This is a genomic window from Cryobacterium lyxosi, assembly GCF_004403345.1.
Classification (GTDB): domain Bacteria; phylum Actinomycetota; class Actinomycetes; order Actinomycetales; family Microbacteriaceae; genus Cryobacterium; species Cryobacterium lyxosi.
This window is the reverse complement of sequence record NZ_SOGT01000004.1, coordinates 83,189-101,800: the sequence shown is the minus strand read 5'-3', so window position 1 is coordinate 101,800 and position 18,612 is coordinate 83,189. Positions and strand designations below refer to the sequence as shown.

The window sequence follows — 18,612 nt, the reverse complement described above, 5'->3', positions numbered from 1 at the left end:
CTATATTAGATGTAGCCGGAATAACTGCGCCTTGCAGCTCCTTGACAACCTACAGAAGGCGCTACCCGCGACTTCCGCAACTCCGGGGCAGCACCCGCACGACTCGCGCTCCCCATCTAGCTCGTTAGGCGTACTTTTCATGAAGCTCAGACTCATTCCGGCTGCCCTGCTCAGTGTCGTTGCCCTCGCCCTCACCGGCTGCTCCGCGCCGAGCGCCACCGACGAGTCGCTGAGCAGTGTGCTCGACTCGGGCACCCTCACGATCGGCACCGAGGGCACCTATCGGCCGTTCTCGTTCCATGAAGGCGGTTCGGGTGAGCTCACTGGCTACGATGTCGAGGTGGCGCGAGCTGTCGCCGCCGAGCTCGGCGTCGACGCCGCGTTCGAAGAAACCCAGTGGGATGCCATTTTCGCTGGCCTCACCGCCGGCCGCTGGGACATGATCGCCAACCAGGTGTCGATCACCCCAGAACGCGTGGGCTCGTACGAGTTCTCCACGCCCTACACCTACTCCACCGGCGTCATCGTCGTTCCCGCCGACAATACGTCGATCACGTCGTTCGCCAGCCTCAAGGGCCTCACCACGGCGCAGTCGTTGACCAGCAACTGGAACACGCTGGCCACCGAGAGCGGCGCGACCGTCGAAGCCGTCGAGGGCTGGGCCCAATCGGTCACCCTGGTCGAGCAGGGTCGAGTGGATGCCACGGTCAACGACAAACTGACCTTCCTCGATTACCAGAAGTCCACCGGCGCCGACAACCTGAAAATCGCCGCCGAGACGACGGAACGTTCGGAGAGTGCCTTCGCCTTCGCGAAAGACGGCACCGCGCTGGCCGAGGCCGTGAGCGACGCGCTCGCGACCCTCACCGCCGACGGAACGCTCGCCGAGCTCTCCGGCAAGTACTTCGGCGCCGACGTCAGCCAATAGCTCGACTATTCGATGATTCAGCCTGATTGGGAGTTGTTCGTCGGCTCGCTCTGGCCACTGCTGGACGGCGCCGTGCGGGGCACGATCCCCCTTGCCCTGACGTCGTTCGCGATCGGCCTCGTGCTCGCTCTCGTTCTCGCTCTCATGCGGTTATCGGCGAAGCGTTGGGTGTCGGGCATCGCTCGCGGCTATATCTCGATCGTGCGCGGCACCCCCCTGCTCGTGCAGCTGTTCGTGATCTTCTACGGACTGCCGTCGGTCGGCGTGACCATCGAGCCGTGGCCAAGCGCTGTAATCGCCTTCTCCATCAACGTCGGCGGTTATGCCGCCGAAGTCATCCGCGCAGCGATTCTTTCCGTGCCGAAGGGCCAGTGGGAAGCCGCGTACATGATCGGCATGTCCCACCGTCGGGCCCTCGCCCGCATTATCCTGCCGCAGGCTGCCCGGGTTTCGGTGCCGCCCCTGTCGAATACGTTCATCAGCCTGGTTAAGGACACCTCACTCGCCTCCCTGATTCTGGTCACCGACCTATTCCGTGAGGCGCAACAGATCACGGCCTTCAGTCAGAAATTCATGCTGATCTACCTCGAAGCAGCCCTCATCTACTGGGTTATCTGCCTGGTGCTGTCCACCGGGCAGAGTTTTCTCGAGAAGCGATTGGACCGCTATGTCGCCCGCTGATCCCCCCACGACGACCGGCCAAACAGAGGCTGCGGCATCCGCTGCCCTGCTTCGTGTGCGCGGGCTACAGAAGAGTTTCGGCAGCAATCGGGTGCTGGAGTCGGTCGACCTCACCGTAGGCCGCGGCCGGGTGCTGGCCCTGATCGGTCCGTCCGGCTCCGGTAAGACCACAATTTTGCGGTGCCTGAACGGACTGGAGCTTCCCGACGGCGGCACCATCGAGGTCGCCGCTGCAGTAATTGTTGACCGGGCTGGTGGCGGCACCGCTAGCGGCAGGGGCCCCGCGTCGTCCGCGTCGTTGACCATTGACTTCGCCGCGAAGACCTCGCCGAAAGCGCTCGGCGCCCTGCGTGACAGGTCGGCCATGGTCTTTCAGCACTACAACCTTTTTCCGCATAAGACCGTGTTGCAGAACGTGATCGAAGGACCGGTCATCGTGCAACGCCGCCCGGTCGCCGAGGTTACGGCCGAGGCGCTCGCCCTTCTCGCACGGGTCGGCCTGACAGACAAGCAGGGCAGCTTTCCGTTCGAACTCTCCGGCGGCCAGCAGCAGCGGGTCGGCATTGTGCGGGCCCTCGCGCTGCGCCCGCAGCTGCTCTTGTTCGACGAGCCGACCTCGGCCCTCGATCCGGAGCTCGTGGGCGATGTGCTGCGCCTGATCAAGGAGCTGGCCGACGAAGGCTGGAGCATGGTCATCGTCACGCATGAACTCGAATTCGCCCGCGAGGTCGCGCATGAGATCGCCTTCGTGGACGGCGGCGTCATCGTCGAGCATGGCGAGCCGAAGCAGTTGCTGCGGCACCCGGAGCAGGAACGCACCCGCCAGTTTTTGCACCGGCTGCTCCACCCGTTCTAGGGCGCAACAGCCGACACGGAAAGATCTATGGGTGTGGCGTGATGATCACAACGGTGATGCGGTCAAGGCCGGGGCCGTAGTGCCAGTAGATGCGGCCGGCGGTCGGGGTGCGATGTTCGATATACGAGTCCCAGACCGCCTCGCCCTTCTTACCCGCTAGCGACACGTATCTGTGCGAGCGCAATGCGGGATCGTCGGGGTTGAGCTGCAGCCGTCCGAGAGCAGTGCGCACCCGCTTCAGCCGACCGACCAGTTGAGGTTTCGTTTCGAGGATGGATAATCCTGACGCCGCTTCCCGTGTGAGTAAGAGCGTAAAGCTCATGACTGGGGCTCGGCGGGAGCGACTGACTCATCGACCGCGTGCTCCTCACCGGCGAACCGGGTGAAGTCGCCACCCTCGCTGGTGTCTTCCTTGCTGCTGTGTTCGAGGCCGCGCACCAGGGCGGCACGGATGCCTTCGTCGTCCCAGACCAGAAGCTCACGACGCGGGATAGACACGAGCGGGGTGAGCAGAATCTCACCCTCGGCGTTCACTGCTACGGCATACCGGTCGTCGCGGTGGACACCCGCCTTGCCGAAAGCCATTCTCGAACGCTCATCGGCACACACCTCGCCCATCGGAATGAAATCCGATTTGAGTTCCGTCGTCTTCTTCAGTTCCACCATCGTCTTCACCCGATCACTTGGTGGCCCACACCGGCCCGAGTAAATCACCGAGACCGATCCATGCCTGTCTGTCTGAAAGTGAGATTACCCCATATTCACATGTGGGTAAACCCCTAATCAAAAGATCGCGACTTAGTTTGGTGAGCCGCGAAACGTGATCGCCGGTCGAAATCGTGCAAAGCAAGAAGGACCAGTCCGTTCGCAAGGACACCAGGTCTGGTCAGAACAATTGTAGTATACAACGCCGCAGGCGGTCGCTCAAGGGCCACGTCAACCTTTTCCGTTGCGGGATTCACTCAAGCGGGTTGTGACCGGTCGGACGGCATGAGGATAGCGAGACAATCGCGGTTATCGAGAAAAAGCGGCTCCGCCCCGTATCGCCGGTCGCTTTCCGGTCCGGCGCGCCACGTCCGGGTACGGCGAGTTGCCGGCCCGCTCCAGCATATAGCGCGTCACCGTGTTCCAGTCGGGAAACAGTGGGGTCAGAAACTTGATCAATTCGCCCTCAAACCGGTCAGCGCCAACGGCCGATCCGTCGTCGACGAGAAAGTCGCCGCGATTGAGATGCTTGTGGTGCGACAGAATGAGCCGTTTGTAGGCCGGCCCACCGGCCTCTGCTCCGAGGTGTTCCTGCACCCACTCAAGCTTGTGTTGCCAGGCACTCGCGTTACCCCACGGGGCCATCGAAAGAATATACGTATCGAACGATTGGGCGAGGGTGTGAAAAGCGTCGATGGCACCGCTGATCGGTTCCATCCGGGCGAAAATTCCCGGCACTTCGTCGAGTCTTTTCTCATAGCGCGAGTACTCGGCATTGGTGAGTCGATCGATTCCCGACTGCACATTGACGAGGGTGTTATCGAGATCGATATAGAGGATCTTTTTCATTCGGGCTCCCTGGCAGGCTCGCTTCGTTGCGGTCACGCTCCGATCGTGACAGGCTCACCACTGATCGGCAATGGCCAAAGCCCTCCATTTCCTCAGCTCGGCCGCCCCGCACGGCTATTGGACAGCCAGAGTACGGCCTGTGAAAAGTCATTCGATCGGGGTGTCGGCCTCGATCCGGCTGTATCCCTGATCGGTGACCGAGATGCGCAGCGTCGCCGGAATCTGCTCTTTCATTGAGTCAACGTGGCTGATCAGGCCGATCGTGCGTCCGCCGGCGCGCAGGGTGTCAAGGGTACTCATGGCCGTCTCGAGGGTCTCGCTGTCGAGCGAGCCGAAGCCCTCGTCGACGAACAGGGTATCGAGGGTGATACCACCCGCTTGCCCGGTGACCACCTCGGCTAGCCCGAGCGCGAGTGCGAGAGAAGCAAGGAATGTTTCACCCCCGGATAGCGAATGCGTTGGCCGGGCGCGACCGGTGAACTCATCTCGGATCGCCAGCCCCAGCCCGGACCGAGCGCCACCCTTCACGCGCGAGTCATCGTGTTCAAGGGTGTAGCGTTCGCTTGTCATCGTGCGCAGGCGCACGTTCGCCGCCACGACGATTTCTTCCAGCTGGGCGGCCAGGACATAGGTCTCCAGACGCATCCGTTTCGTGTTCGGTTCGTCGCCCTGCACGACATCGGCTAGCGCACGCACCTGAAAGTGCTGGTCTATCAGGTCAGCGGATGCCGCAAATCGTGTCGTGACTCTCTGCACGAGCGCTTGCAGCTGGCCGGCACGTTCGGCGAGCGAGCTGTGCGAGCTCACAGCGTCATCGCGCGCGCTGCTCGCCGCTTCGAAGGCTCGCAGGGACGGCTCGAGATCGATCGGATCTGAGGGAAGATCGACCAGCTCAGGATCGGCCACAGCCGCCAGGGCTGCTGCACGTTGGTCGTCATAGGACCGCACGGCGTTCGCCAGCTGGATGGCCTGGCCCTCGTCAAGCCGCGCCCCGGACGCCGTCTCCTCATCGTCGAAGTCTTCCTCCGCCAGCTGGTTCGCGAGGTCGAGAGTGGACGCATCACGGGCATCGGCGCGTTGCCGGCTGAGTATGAGGGCGTCACTTAGTGCGCGCGCGCAGTCCAGCTCGTGCTGCAGTGCGCGTACTTGATCGGTCACGGTATCGCTTGCACCACGCTGCGCGCCCACGCGGGCCGTGAGCAGGTCGCGCTGCCCAGATCGCTCGCTATGGGTATCGGCCGCCATATCGCGCGCTGCACGGAGGCTCACCAACGCAGCCGAAGCGGTGGTCTGGGACAGCCGAAGGTCGACTTGTTCGTGCCGAAGCCCGCCGATCAGGTCAGCAGCCGTGCGCGCAGTGGCCAACCGGGCACGGGCAGCAACGCACTCGGTTCGCAGTTCACCGACGCTTCGCTGCCCGGCCAGCGCCTGCGCCTGCCCGAGACGATTCGTCAGCGACGTCGAGGTCTCCTGGGCATCGGTCAGCTCCTGTTGGCGGCCCTGCATATTCAGGCGGGCCGTGGTGAGGTCGGCTGGGGTGACCAGCTCGCCCTCCGCTGCTGCCGGAGCAGGGTGTTCGATGGCCCCGCAGACCGCACAGGGATGACCTTCGACCAGACGGCTGGCTAGTTCAGACGCCTGCCCGGCGAACCGGCGGGTCACGAGCGCCTCGTAGTCGACAGCGGCTGCCGCGTTGTCACGACTGCGCTCCAACAGTTGCGTGTCTGCCGTGGCCAATTCCTGCAGCAAAACCCCCACGTCTTCGGCGGCCGCAAACCCGATTTCAGCGCGGCGCAAGGCCTCAGCGGCGTCTGTCGTTCCGGCTGCGGCGAGGGTTGCCGCCGTGAGTTGCTCGCCGACGAAATCGATCTGCTGGGGCAGCTCATCGATTCGCTGCTGGGCACGCGTCAGGCTATCGGTGTGGCCGGCAAGCGCGTCAAACAAGGCTGTGATCTCTCGGTTCAGCGCTGGGAGCTGTTTTTCTTCCGCGAGCACCTCTGCCAGCGCTCCGAGCCGTCCTACGAGGGCATCCATGATCGGACGAAGCGCCCGCTGCGAATCGCCACCGCTGTCCCTGGCACCGTTATCACTGGCACCGCTGTCACTGGCACCGCTATCGCCAAAAGGCAACCAAGCGATCCTGGCCGTGGTTTCATCGGCCAGGGCTGTCTGCCATTCACGAGTCGCGGCCCGGCTAGTCCGAATATGCGGCCAGACCCGTGCCGCACGGGCCGCGCGCAGCAGCGTGCCGCGTTGCTCCTCGACCGCGGCGTGGCGGCTCTCGAGGGTGGCAAGAGCGGTGTCGGCCAGAACGCGACGCGCCTGACGTCGCTGGGTCTCCGTTGCCGCTCTATGTTCCTCGCTTACAGCGGACAGCCGAGCAGCCGCACGGGTCGCCTCCGCCGAGGCGATGTCGACTGCGCTATTCAGGCCGGCCAGAGCGTCACGGAACCAGCCGAGGTCGGGCGCGACTGGTGCTTCGGCAAGTCGAAGCTGATGCAGGGCAGCGGTGGTCTGTTCCGCGACATCACGCTGGACGTCAGCGAGCCGGTCGTCGAGTGACTTGCGGCGCAGCACGAGCGCGGTTTCCAGTCGTTCGAACCGGGTGGTTCCGAACAGGCTGCGCAGCACGGCACGCCGTTCATCGGTTTTGGCCAGGAGAAAATATTGGAACCGGTTCTGGGCGAGCAGGATCACTTGGAGGAATTGGTCGGCCTTCAAGGGCAGGATCGCGCTCAGTTCAAGGCCGACGGCTTGTACCTTGGCCGCACTCGCCCGCCATTCGGTGCCGTGCAGAACATAAAGCACAGCAGTGGCGGCTGCCGTGGTGGTTCCAGTGCCCTTCTTCTTAGCTCGTTCATACTCCGGGGTGCGGAACAGACGGTAATCACGCCCGCGCAGGCTGAAGTCGAGTTCGACATAGGTGGGATCATCGGGCTCACAGTAGTCGCTGCGCAACGGCTGCTTTCCGTCGGGAAACCGCGGCACCTTGTCATACAGAGCGAAACAAATGGCGTCGAGGATACTGGATTTACCGGCGCCGGTTTTACCGGTGATGAGGAAGATTCCGTCGGCATCAAAGCGTTCAAAATCGACGACCTGTTCGTTCTTGAATGGTCCGAACCCGGCCAGACGCAGTCGCTTGATCTTCATGCGTTCACCTCCTTCGCATTCTGTTCGTTCAGCAGTTCTGAGATCAACGCCCTTTCAAACTCGCTGGGCCCGACCCCATTGCGCACGAACGCCAAGAAGCCCGCCACGATCTCGGGATCACCCGTGGCCGCGCGAATACGCTCGGCGTAGGTGGAGCCATCCGCTTCGACGGTGAACGCTGGCCGGTGCTCGAGCGCAACCGCGTGCGCAAATCGGGAGTGAAGTGCGCGCATGGCGTCAAGCGGGCGCACCTGGTCGGTGAGGATGGCTTTGACCCAATCGCCCTCGTTGTCGGCGTATGCCTCGTCAGCGAGCAGATCAGCGAGTTCACCGGAAAGAACGACGAGTCGGCGCGGAACGGGCAGGTCGACCCACTCGATCGGGCCGAGACCTCCGGCATCGAGTTCGACCAGCCAGGCGCCGCGCGCCTTGCCGGCCTCGGCGAAGGAGTAGTGCAGCGGCGCCCCGGAGTAGCGCACCCGCTCGGTCAGAGTGGCCCGCCCGTGGATGTGGCCGAGGGCGACGTAGTCGCACCCGTCGAAAACCTGAAGCGGTACGACGTCGAGTCCGCCGGCGGTGATGTCGCGCTCCACATCGCTCGACTCGGTGGCCGGGGCGACGCCGGCCGCAAAGCAGTGCGAGAGTACGACGCTGCGGCCGCCGCACTCAGTGAGGCGGCGCAGTGCCAGATCGTCGCGAATCCGCGTCATGGCGAAATCGAGAACCTGTTCGTGCGTTTTCAGCGATACACCCGGGTGCAGGTGGCGAATGAGTGCGGGCTCGAGATACGGGATGCCATAAAAATGTACTGGGCCATGCTCGTCGGTGATAGTGATGGGTGAGGCGTATTGATCGGGCCGGGTCACAACGTGAATGCCGGCCAGTGCCGCCCACTCCGACTGGAAGCCGAGCCGAGTCGCCGAATCATGATTGCCGCTCGTCATCACAACGGAGGCCCCTGCCTCCTTCAACCGCCGCAACGTGTCGGTCAGCAGCGCATAGCTCTCTTTGGAGGGCATCGCGGAATCGAACACATCACCCGCCACCGCCACCACGTCGACAGCGCGTTCCGCCACCACCGCAACGAGGGCATCCAGCACGAGTCCCAGGTGCTCGAGCGTGGAATGGGTATGGAAGGTGCGCCCGATGTGCCAGTCCGAGGTGTGCAGGATCTTCATGCTATTTACGCTACCGGGGCCCACCGACAGCGCCGACCGGCGGAATCCGCTGGGCGCTGCTCGCGCCGAGTCGACCCTGCGGCCCATCGGCGATTCTTTGTTTTTCTTCTTTTTTTTTGACAAACAGAAATAAACGCAGGTAAAGTCAATGAAACCAAATTCGTGACTTCGTCACTCATCGTCGAGGAGGCTTTCGTGTTCGCCGAAGAACGTCAACTCTTAATCGCCGCTCTCGTGGCAACCGAGGGGCGAGTCAGCGTGACCGACCTCGCCGCGCGGTTCGCCATCACCGCTGAGACCGTGCGGCGCGACCTCGACACCCTTGAGGCCGCCCGACAGTTACGTCGCGTGCACGGCGGCGCCGTGGCCATCGATCGCCTGAGCCTGTCGGAGCCGAGCCTCGATGAACGCCAGACGCAGCGCCTCGACCAGAAGTCGCGCATTGCCGACACCGCGATGCGCATGATCCCCACCAGTCGCACCGGGTCGATCCTGCTCGACGCCGGCAGCACCACGGAGCGCCTCGCTGACCGTCTGGGTGGCTTCACGCCCGCGGTTGCTGGTGATCAGCTGCTCGTGGTCACGAATGCGGTGCCGATCGCCGGCAAACTCTCCCGCAACGAAGCGATCCAACTGCATATACTCGGTGGCCTCGTACGCGGATTGACCCGTGCCATCGTCGGTGCCGGCACCGTGGCGCAGCTCGGGGCACTGCGTCCTGATATCGCCTTCATCGGCACCAACGGCATCAGCGCAAGCTTCGGCCTGAGTACCCCGGACTCGGTCGAAGCGGCCGTCAAATCGGCCATCGTGCGGTCGGCCCGCCGCGTCGTCGTGCTCGCCGACTCCAGCAAACTCGACCAAGAGACGCTGGTCTGCTTTGCCGCCCTCGCAGCGATCGATACCCTGGTAACGGATGCTGCGCCATCCGCTCACCTGGCCGCCGCACTCGCCGCAGCCGACGTCGACGTGGTAATCGCATGATCGTCACCCTGACCCCCAACCCGAGCCTCGACCGCACCATCGAACTGGCCGGCCCGCTCGCGCGCGGCGAGGTGCAACGGGCGGTCGCCGCCCACGGCGAACCCGGCGGCAAAGGCGTCAACATCTGCCGCGCCCTCGAAACGAGTGGCATCAGAAGCCTCGCCATTCTGCCGGGCGACCCCGACGACCCGGTGCTGATCGCCCTGACCAGCCACGGGGTACCGCACCTCGGCCTGCCGATCGGCCAGCCGCTCCGCAGCAACGTCGCGATCACCGAACCCGACGGCACGACGACCAAAGTCAATGAACCCGGCCCGAGGCTGAGCCCGGACCAGCAGCGTGCACTCATCGACCTGGTGCTGGAGCAGGCGGTCGGCGCGAGCTGGCTCGTGCTGGCCGGGTCGGTTCCGCCCGGTGTGCCCGACGATTTCTACGCCCAGATCATTCGTGAGCTGCGCGCTCGGCTCGGCAGTGACGCACCGAAGGTCGCCGTGGATTCCTCGGGCGGCCCGCTCGCCGCAGCCGCGCTGGCTCACCCTGATCTGCTCAAGCCCAACGCTGAGGAACTCGCCGAGCTCAGCGGACTCTTCGACGGCGACACGCTCGAGGCGAACCCCGCGCGAGTGGTGGACGCGGCTCGCGTGCTCATCGCGGGCGGTGTCGGTGCCGTGCTCGCGACGCTCGGAGCGAAGGGTGCCGTACTCGTCACCGCCGAGGGCAGCTGGCTCGCTACCACTCCCCCGATGCGCGCCGTCAGCACTGTCGGCGCCGGCGACTCCGCCCTGGCCGGCTACCTGCTGCAGAGCAATCTCGGCGCGAGCGCCCCCTCCTGCCTGCGCCAAGCCACCGCGCACGGCGCCGCCGCAGCCTCCCTACCCGGTTCCACTGTTCCTGCCCTGCACCAAACCAACCCCAGCGCCGTCACCGTGACGGACCTTGCCCCAGCACCGGCCCCCCGGCTGGTACTGGCCACACATCCAAAGGAGGATGACCAGTGAGTGCACTGATCACCCCGGAGCTTGTCGCTCTGGACACCTATCTCGGTACCGAGCCGAAGGACGTCATTCGGCACCTGGCCGAGCTCGTCGTCGCGTCGGGTCGGGCCACGGAAATCGAGGCTCTGTACGCGGATGCCCTCGCCCGCGAGGCGAAGACCGCCACCGGCATCCCGGGGGGCCTCGCTATCCCGCACTGCCGCTCCACCGCCGTGCTGGAACCCACGCTCGCGCTCGCCCGCCTGTCGACCCCGGTCGATTTCGGCTCGAAAGACGGCCCGGCCGACCTCGTCTTTCTCATTGCAGCACCCGACGGCGCCGACCAGGAGCACCTGCAGATTTTGGCCAAGCTCGCCCGGTCGCTCATGAAGAAGGACTTCACCGCCGCGCTGCGCGATGCATCCAACACGCAGCAGATCGTCGAACTCGTCAACAACGTCGTCGCCCCGGTGGCCGTAGCAGCCGGCGCCCACGCCGCCACTGACAGTGCGAACACCGGTACCGGTTCAGCACAGACCGGCATGAAGCGAATCGTCGCCGTCACCGCCTGCCCGACCGGAATCGCGCACACCTACATGGCCGCCGATTCCCTGGTTGCCGCGGCCAAAGCGGTTGGAGTCGACCTCCAGGTGGAAACCCAGGGGTCAGCCGGCCTCACCCCGCTCGACCCCGCGGTCATCGCTGCGGCCGACGCCGTCATCTTCGCCGTCGACGTCGACGTGCGCGGCCGGGAACGCTTCGCTGGCAAGCCCGTCATCAACGCCCCGGTCAAGCGCGGCATCGACGAACCCGGCCGGTTGATCGAAGAGGCCCTCGCTGCTGCCCTCAACCCGAATGCCCGTCGGGTGAGCGGAACCGTTGACCAGAATGACGCGACGGAGAAGAGCGAGCACCTGGGCCAGAAGCTCAAGCGCGCGCTGCTCACCGGTGTCAGCTACATGATTCCCTTCGTCGCCAGCGGAGGGCTGCTCATCGCCCTCGGCTTTGCACTCGGCGGCTACGCGATCACGGAGGTAGCCGACGAGGTCGTGCTGAACAACAGCTTGTTCAATCTCCCCGACGGCGGCATGCTTACCTACCTCGGCGCTGTCTTCTTCAAGATCGGCGCCCTATCGATGGGCTTCCTCGTTCCGGCACTGGCCGGATACATCTCCTTCGCCATCGCCGACCGCCCCGGTATCGCACCGGGCTTCGTCGCCGGCTCCGTCGCCGGTTTCATGGGCGCCGGATTCCTCGGCGGCATCGTCGGCGGTCTGCTCGCCGGTATCGTGGCCGCGAGCTTCGCCAAGCTCAACGTTCCGCGCTGGCTGCGTAGCCTGATGCCCGTCGTGATCATTCCCCTCATCGCGTCGATCGTCGCCTCCGGTTTGATGTTCATCGTTCTCGGTGGGCCGATTGCCCTGCTCACCGTGGGACTGGGCGACTGGCTGAACGGCATGACCGGGGCATCCGCTGTGATTCTCGGTGTCATCCTGGGCCTCATGATGGCCTTCGACCTCGGTGGCCCGGTCAACAAGGTCGCCTACGCCTTCGCCGTCGCCGGCCTCGGCGCGGCCACCCTCGCCAACCAGGCGCCGTGGCAGATCATGGCCGCGGTCATGGCCGCCGGCATGGTGCCGCCGCTCGCGATGGCCCTCGCCACCGTTCTCGACAGGAAGCTGTTCAGCGTGACTGAGCGCGAGAACGGCAAGGCGGCGTGGCTGCTCGGTGCCTCGTTCATCTCCGAGGGCGCCATTCCGTTCGCCGCCGCCGACGTCTTCCGGGTGATTCCGGCCGCGATGCTCGGCGCCGCCGTCACCGGCGGGCTGTCGATGGCCTGGAACATCACGAGCAAGGCGCCGCACGGTGGAGTATTCGTGTTCTTCGCGATCGACAACTTCCTGCTGTTCCTGCTCGCCGTTGCGATCGGTACTGTTGTATCGGCGTTTGCCGTCGTCGGACTCAAGCGTTACGCGGTGCGGAAGCGCGCGGTCGATGCCCCGGAAGCCGTTCTCGTGAACGCGTAACCCGACAAGCATCAGACACGCGCGCGGAACGGCACGCAGTACAGTAACGCCAGCCGCCCGCTGGGGAGAAAAGGAATGAGGACGATCGTGCAGACGCTCCCAGGCAGTGCCAGTACAGACCAGTCCGAAATCGGCCGCACCTTCACTGGAGTCGGAGTCAGCCCCGGACGCATCATCGGCTCCATTTTATTGATGCCCCAGGCCGTGCGCGAACCCGCTGTGGGCGAGCGTCTGGCTGAGGGAACGTCGCCGGAGGAAGCATCCACCGCTCTGCGTACCGCCGCGAAAGCTGTGCAGACCAACCTCACCGCCCGCTCGGTCGGCGCCTTCGGTGCCGGCCGGGAGGTGCTGGAGGCGACAGCTCTGATGGCGAATGACCCGATGCTGGTCAAGGCCGCTATCAAGCTCATTACCAACGGTGCCTCGCCGGAGCGGGCCATTTGGGACGCCGCTGCGTCGGTGGCCGAGATGCTGCACAACCTCGGGGGCTACATGGCCGAGCGGGCGACCGATGTGCTCGACGTGCGCGGGCGCATCGTCGCCGAGCTGCGCGGCGTTCCTGCCCCTGGCATTCCCTATTCTGACACCCCGTTCATTCTGATAGCCGAGGACCTCGCACCGGCCGACACCGCCACCCTCGACCCGGCTAAGGTGATCGCGCTCGTCACGTCGAGCGGCGGACCGCAGTCCCACACCGCTATCATCGCCCGGGCTCTCGGGCTGCCCGCGGTGGTCGCCGCTGTCGGGGTCACCGCCCTCGCCGATGGCACCCGCATTTTCGTCGACGGGGCTGCGGGCACCATTCTGGTCGACCCTGGTGTCGACGAGGTCGCCCTCGCCAAAGCGTGGGAGACCAGCACCGCCGCCCTAGCCGTGTTCGACGGCACCGGGCGGCTGCAAGACGGCCACCTGGTTCCCCTGCTCTCCAATGTCGGCGGCTCGAAGGATGCGGTCAAGGCCGCGGCAGCCGGCGCCGAGGGCGTTGGCTTGCTGCGCACCGAGTTCTGTTTTCTGGAACGCGACACCGAGCCTTCCATCGCTGAACAGGTGGAGGCTTACCGCGGGGTGTTCGATGCTTTTCCCGGTAAGAAGGTCGTCGTGCGCACCCTCGATGCCGGCGCCGACAAGCCGCTACCGTTTCTGACGGATGCCTCCGAACCGAACCCGGCGCTCGGCGTGCGCGGCTACCGCACCGATTTCACCTCGCCCGGCGTGCTCGAGCGTCAGCTCACCGCTATCGCCCAGGCCGCTGAGGGTACCCAGGCGCACGTATGGGTGATGGCCCCGATGATCTCCACGGCGGAGGAAGCCGAGCACTTCGCCTCACTCTGCTCAGCCGCCGGCCTCGCGACACCCGGCGTTATGATCGAAGTGCCCTCGGCCGCGCTGACCGCCGCGAGCATTCTCGAGCACGTCGATTTCGTGAGTCTCGGCACCAACGACCTCACCCAATACGCCATGGCCGCCGACCGCCAGCTCGGCCCGCTCGCCGCCCTCAACACGCCATGGCAGCCGGCCGTTCTGCAGCTGATTCGTCTCACCGTGAACGGCTCGCGTGACGAGGGGCACGACAAACCGGTCGGTGTCTGCGGCGAGGCCGCAGCCGATCCCGCCCTGGCAGTCGTACTCGTCGGACTCGGCGTGGCCACACTGTCGATGACCGCGCGGGCACTGTCATCCGTCGCCGCGGTACTCGCGAGTGTGACGCTCCCCGAGGCGCAGCAGCTCGCCAAGGTGGCGTTGACGGCGCACTCGGCGACGGACACGCGTCGTTTGGTTCGCGAGAAATTACCCATACTCAATACGCTGGGTCTCTAACCCGTCGAACCCTTTTCATCCCGCCGACTTTTCACACGCTTACTCAGGAGGATCCCATGTCTGAACGAACCGCCGTCATTGCCAGTCGCGTCGGCCTGCACGCCCGCCCGGCTGGTATTTTCGTCGCCGCCGTTGGCGAATTACCCATCGAGGTCACCATCGCCATGGCCGGCGAACCGGTCGACGACGCCATGGATGCCTCGAGCATTCTCTCGATCATGAGCCTGGGCGCCTCCAACGGCGACACCGTGGTGCTGCGAGCAGAGGGCGACGGCGCCGACGAGGCTCTCGACTCCCTCGTCAAGATTCTTGAGACCGACCTCGACGCCGAGTGATACCCGTTCCCGTTTACGTGGAATCCTTTACGCCGCACAACTAGGTAGCTAAAGTAGGGAATCTCGAGGTTCGTCCTCGTGACCGGCGCAGTTACCGGAACCGGCAACACTTCCCTGCGAGCGAAAAGGAACCTACCGTGACCGAACGACAGACGTACCTGGGTAATGTCGAAAGCTCCCCTGACAACGCCGAGCGCACCATCACAGACTGGACCGACCTCGGGCAGGAGATGTGGTCGTACCTTACGGGCAAAGGCGCCGCTATCAACTACAGTTTCGTAGATATGGTCGTCGAGGTTCCCCGTGACATCGGCCCCGACGCCCCGCGAGCAGTGTGGAAATTCAACGGAACCCTGCGCGTCACAACCAGCGACGAGAAGACAGCCGGCTCCGACCCCTTTCGGAGCTGATGTGAACGCCGCAGCGGGCTCCCCAACCGGAAACTCGAAAGCATCGACCGCCAAACGGACACCGTCCCGCGTCAAGCTGAACATCGATCTCGGCTTCTCCCTGGTGGAGCCCACCGGCGCAGTCGGCGCTTCGAAGGCTAATCCTGATAACGATTCGACCGGTTCGGAATTCGGTGATTCCTTCGGGGCCGAGGATGCCATGCACGGCACGGTCACTGCCAACGGTACGGAAATCACTGTCTTTACGAGCAACCCCGAAATGTTCGTGCAGGGCCGAGCACTCAACCTGGAACCGTTACGCGCGCTCGCCTCCGAGTTGGCCAGTCGTGGTCTGACTGTCTCCATCACCGGTCCCGTCGGGCTGATCGCCCGGCTGGGCGACGTGCAGGCATCCGTCACGCAACGTCTCGTGACGCGGTCGCCAAACATCGTACTCGGGTCCCGCACGGCTTTGGGCCCGCTGGTACAAGCGCGAATGCGGGGACAGTCGCGGATGCCCGTGGCGATTCCGCTTCCGCCATCAACCGTGTTCCCGCTCGTTCCGACCTTCGACCGGCACAGTCGCCGCCGCGTCACGACGACTCACTACACGCCCGGTAGCGGGCGTCCTCGCCTCATTTTCGTCGTGGGGTCACAGAACTGGAACGGGCAGATGCCCCGTGAATTCGATCTACTGCCGGGCATAACAACGATCGGCTCCTCGGCTGCGGCCGACCTGCAATTGCCGGGATTGAAACCCCTGCACGCCGAGATTCGCCACGATGACAACGACGAGTACCGTCTGTTTGCCAGCGGTGACGTCGCGGCCAGCTCTCGACCGTCCGACGACGGTCACAGCATCCGCAACGGGCAGATTTTGCGCACCGGTTCACGACTTGAAATGGGCCCGTGGCGGATGGGCTACTTTCGCGAGGAGTTCGCCGACCACGGCCGTCCGTTCGGCGGACGAGTGGGGGGCGAACTGGCCGTGCAGAAACCCCAGCCGCCCCGGCGTCGCGCCTGACCAGCAGACGAGACAGGGGTGCCGCACTTTTGGGCGGCACCCCTACGAGGTGAAGAGGTCGGTCCAGACTGCCCGTGATCCCGATTCTCCAATGAGCGCCACTGTGACCACCGCTCCGACCGCGCTCACCACAACCACGAGATCGATAATGACAGGGACAATCAGGCGCCCGGTACGGCTGCGGAGAACAGACGCGGAACGGGCGCCGTCACCGTTGCTGTAGCGATACCAGCCCCATTGCAGCGCAGCCACGAGGAACAAAGCGATCACCCACGGCAGCAAGGTGCCACCCAGGGACGTGTGCGCACCGAGCAATGGTGTGATGGTGACGAGGCGGGACTGCAGCCATTCGCCCGCCTGCACCGCGAGGGGAACCAACACAAGCGCGGCGAGGGCGATGAGCGGCGTCACAATGCCCAGCCGCCGCCGAACGGCCGGCCAGAATGCGGTGAGCACCGCGCACAGCGCGGCCAACGGCACCACGATCACGACCGCGTGCACGATCAGCACGTGCAACGGCAATCCGTTGAATTCCCAGTCAAAGTTCATTTATTGTCTTTCCTCGTCTCGGGTTTGCGCAGCTGTCGGGTATAGATCCTGAACACAGCCTGCGACGACAGGCCCGCACACTCTTGGCCTGATCATCGCATGAATCGAGCCGATTCGAGGCAGGTAATCGAAGACATCCGGCGGTCGGCATCCGATCACGCCGCAACGACCCCGTGGTGGGCTCCAGGGGCGCACCGTGCCACCACTCGTGCAAGGGTGGGGAAGTGACCTACACCGCACCGAACGTCTTCACCACCCGTCCAACCCTGCGTGGAACCTTCGGAATGACCGCCTCCACGCACTGGCTCGCTACGGCCTGCGCCCAGGCCGTGCTCGAACGGGGCGGCAACGCCTTCGACGCGGCCGTGGCCGGTGCCTTCGTTTTGCACATCGTGGAACCGCACCTAAACGGACCCGGCGGCGATATGACCGGCGTCTTCGTGACAGCGAGTGAACCGGATGCTCCGCGCGTGCTGATGGGGCAGGGGCCGGCCCCACAGGCAGCCACCATCGACCATTACCGGTCCGAAGGCCTCGACCTCGTTCCCGGATCGGGGGCGCTCGCCGCAGCCGTTCCCGGCGCAGTCGACGCCTGGCTCGTGCTGCTGCGCGACTTCGGCACCTGGGAGCTGCCCGAAGTGCTCGCGTTCGCCCGCGGCTACGCCCGCGATGGGCATCCTGTTCTGGGCCGGGTCGTCGCCACGATCAGCTCGGTCGCAGCCCTGTTCTCCAAGCACTGGCCTACCTCGGCAGCACAGTGGATGCCAAATGATATCCTGCCTGCAGCCGGTGACCTGGTGACCAATGAAGCCTGGACGAGGAGTCTCGACCGCCTGATCGCGGCCAGCGCCACAACGACCGTCGCGACGAGAGCGGGACGCATCGACGCGGCCCGGCAGGAGTGGCGGGAAGGATTCGTGGCCCGAGCCATCGTCGACTTCGGGCAGACCCCGCACCGGCATTCCTCCGGCACCGATCATGCCGGCGTCATGACACTGGCCGACCTGGCCGGCTTCGAAGCGAGCATCGAGGAAGCCACAACGGTCGTTTTTCGCGGCCACACGATCGCTAAAACCGGCGCCTGGGGGCAAGGACCGGCGTTGCTCCAGACCCTGATGATTCTGGAGGGGTTCAGCGACGCCGAGCTCGACCCCTCTACCGCGCTCGGCGCGCACACCATCCTGGAGGCCCAGAAGTTGGCGATCGCCGACCGGGAAGCGTACTACGGCGACGCCGAAGGACCGCTCGATACCGGACCGCTCGATTACCTCCTGTCGGCGGTCTACGCGGCTACCCGTCGCGCGCTCATCACGGAGACCGCCTCGCACGAGTTTCGCCCTGGCCTCGTACCCGGCTACACCCCGTATTACCCGGTGCTGCGCACCGCGTACACGACCGCGGCATTGACGAAGCAGGGTGCGGAGGCATCCGCTGCAGTCGGTGAACCGACGATCGATGCACCGGCCGGCACCGAAGCTGAGCCAGAAGCCCTCGCGACCGGTGAAATGCGCGGCGACACCTGCCACATCGACGTCGTCGATCGCTGGGGCAACATGGTCTCGGCGACACCGTCTGGTGGCTGGCTGCAGTCGTCGCCCACCATTCCCGAGTTGGGATTCTGCCTCGGTTCACGCCTGCAGATGACCTGGCTCGAGCCTGGCGCACCGTCGGCGCTGACCGGCGGTAAACGCCCACGCACGACCCTCACCCCGACGCTCGTGCTGAAAGACGGGCAGGCGGTGGCGGCGCTCGGCTCCCCCGGCGGTGACCAGCAGGACCAGTGGCAGTTGCTGTATCTGCTGCGCACGATCGTCGGCGGGTACACTCCGCAGCAGGCGATCGATGCGCCCGCCTTTCACAGCACCTCGTTTCCGGGCTCGTTCTGGCCGCGTACCTGGGAACCCGGCAGCGCCGTAGTCGAGGATCGGCTCGGCGAGACAGTCATCGCCGAGCTGGAAGGGCGCGGCCACCAAATCACCCGGGCCGGCGACTGGGCGCTCGGTCGCATCTCAGCGGTCACTCGCGACCCGCGGAGCGGGCTGCTGCAGGCGGCGGCGGATGCACGCGGGGCACAGGGATACGCGGCCGGTCGCTGACCTGGCCACAAAATACCACCGTTTCGCGTATTTTTCTGTCCCACGAATGGGGAGGACATTGACTTG

17 protein-coding genes are annotated in these 18,612 nt (G+C 65.1%); 11 read left to right on the top strand and 6 right to left on the bottom strand.

The genetic code is table 11. The features are described from left to right. Window positions 1–139 precede the first annotated feature (139 nt). Genes E3T27_RS03495 through E3T27_RS03485 form a run of 3 tightly spaced genes read left to right on the top strand, consistent with a single transcriptional unit; the run spans window position 140 to window position 2,465 of the window. A complete protein-coding gene (locus tag E3T27_RS03495; RefSeq protein WP_104196672.1) occupies window positions 140–928 on the top strand; it encodes an amino acid ABC transporter substrate-binding protein in 789 nt (262 codons plus the stop codon). 12 nt (window positions 929–940) lie between these two features. After that, on the top strand, window positions 941–1,609 hold the full coding sequence (locus E3T27_RS03490; protein ID WP_104196671.1) for an amino acid ABC transporter permease: 669 nt from the start codon (window positions 941–943) through the stop codon (window positions 1,607–1,609). Continuing rightward, the gene (locus E3T27_RS03485; protein WP_134571602.1) at window positions 1,596–2,465 is read left to right on the top strand and encodes an amino acid ABC transporter ATP-binding protein; all 870 of its coding nucleotides are present in this window, start codon (window positions 1,596–1,598) and stop codon (window positions 2,463–2,465) included. Before E3T27_RS03490 ends, E3T27_RS03485 begins: the two co-directional genes overlap by 14 nt. A gap of 25 nt (window positions 2,466–2,490) precedes the next feature. On the opposite strand, the gene E3T27_RS03480 is transcribed toward E3T27_RS03485, so the two are convergent. The 5 genes from E3T27_RS03480 to E3T27_RS03460 form a co-directional block, all read right to left on the bottom strand. After that, the gene (locus E3T27_RS03480) at window positions 2,491–2,787 is read right to left on the bottom strand and encodes a hypothetical protein (protein ID WP_104196669.1); all 297 of its coding nucleotides are present in this window, start codon (window positions 2,785–2,787) and stop codon (window positions 2,491–2,493) included. Next, window positions 2,784–3,131 (bottom strand): hypothetical protein, encoded by a 348-nt coding sequence (locus E3T27_RS03475; RefSeq protein WP_104196668.1) that lies wholly within the window; start codon window positions 3,129–3,131, stop codon window positions 2,784–2,786. Before E3T27_RS03475 ends, E3T27_RS03480 begins: the two co-directional genes overlap by 4 nt. A 348-nt stretch (window positions 3,132–3,479) precedes the next feature. Then, window positions 3,480–4,019, bottom strand: coding sequence for a 5' nucleotidase, NT5C type (locus E3T27_RS03470; protein ID WP_134571601.1), 540 nt, complete (start codon window positions 4,017–4,019; stop codon window positions 3,480–3,482). Between the two features lie 147 nt (window positions 4,020–4,166). Further along, window positions 4,167–7,172: an AAA family ATPase gene (locus E3T27_RS03465; protein ID WP_134571600.1), complete on the bottom strand. Its 3,006-nt coding sequence runs from the start codon at window positions 7,170–7,172 to the stop codon at window positions 4,167–4,169. After that, entirely contained in the window at window positions 7,169–8,350 is a 1,182-nt protein-coding gene (locus tag E3T27_RS03460; RefSeq protein WP_134571599.1) for an exonuclease SbcCD subunit D, read from the bottom strand. The genes E3T27_RS03465 and E3T27_RS03460 overlap by 4 nt, the downstream gene beginning before the upstream one ends. 195 nt (window positions 8,351–8,545) lie before the next feature. Here E3T27_RS03460 and E3T27_RS03455 point away from each other — a divergent pair, with 195 nt between their 5' ends. From E3T27_RS03455 to E3T27_RS03425, 7 genes are all read left to right on the top strand, one after another. Then, entirely contained in the window at window positions 8,546–9,334 is a 789-nt protein-coding gene (locus E3T27_RS03455) for a DeoR/GlpR family DNA-binding transcription regulator (RefSeq protein WP_134571650.1), read from the top strand. Beyond that, window positions 9,331–10,332 (top strand): 1-phosphofructokinase family hexose kinase, encoded by a 1,002-nt coding sequence (locus tag E3T27_RS03450; RefSeq protein WP_104196664.1) that lies wholly within the window; start codon window positions 9,331–9,333, stop codon window positions 10,330–10,332. Before E3T27_RS03455 ends, E3T27_RS03450 begins: the two co-directional genes overlap by 4 nt. Next, complete coding sequence (locus E3T27_RS03445; RefSeq protein WP_134571598.1) at window positions 10,329–12,335, top strand: PTS fructose transporter subunit IIABC; 2,007 nt, start codon at window positions 10,329–10,331, stop codon at window positions 12,333–12,335. Before E3T27_RS03450 ends, E3T27_RS03445 begins: the two co-directional genes overlap by 4 nt. 75 nt (window positions 12,336–12,410) lie before the next feature. After that, window positions 12,411–14,153: a phosphoenolpyruvate--protein phosphotransferase gene (ptsP, locus tag E3T27_RS03440; RefSeq protein ID WP_134571597.1), complete on the top strand. Its 1,743-nt coding sequence runs from the start codon at window positions 12,411–12,413 to the stop codon at window positions 14,151–14,153. Window positions 14,154–14,209: 56 nt separating this feature from the next. Continuing rightward, window positions 14,210–14,488, top strand: coding sequence for an HPr family phosphocarrier protein (locus E3T27_RS03435; RefSeq protein WP_104196661.1), 279 nt, complete (start codon window positions 14,210–14,212; stop codon window positions 14,486–14,488). A gap of 137 nt (window positions 14,489–14,625) precedes the next feature. Further along, window positions 14,626–14,898, top strand: coding sequence for a hypothetical protein (locus E3T27_RS03430; protein ID WP_369831134.1), 273 nt, complete (start codon window positions 14,626–14,628; stop codon window positions 14,896–14,898). Between the two features lies 1 nt (window position 14,899). Next, complete coding sequence (locus tag E3T27_RS03425; RefSeq protein ID WP_241992098.1) at window positions 14,900–15,901, top strand: FHA domain-containing protein; 1,002 nt, start codon at window positions 14,900–14,902, stop codon at window positions 15,899–15,901. A gap of 42 nt (window positions 15,902–15,943) precedes the next feature. On the opposite strand, the gene E3T27_RS03420 is transcribed toward E3T27_RS03425, so the two are convergent. After that, window positions 15,944–16,450, bottom strand: coding sequence for a hypothetical protein (locus E3T27_RS03420; protein WP_134571596.1), 507 nt, complete (start codon window positions 16,448–16,450; stop codon window positions 15,944–15,946). 224 nt (window positions 16,451–16,674) lie between these two features. Between E3T27_RS03420 and E3T27_RS03415 the strand changes: the two genes are divergently transcribed. Next, window positions 16,675–18,546, top strand: a complete 1,872-nt coding sequence (locus E3T27_RS03415; protein WP_134571595.1) for a gamma-glutamyltransferase family protein — start codon at window positions 16,675–16,677, stop codon at window positions 18,544–18,546. The last annotated feature ends 66 nt before the right edge of the window (window positions 18,547–18,612 follow it).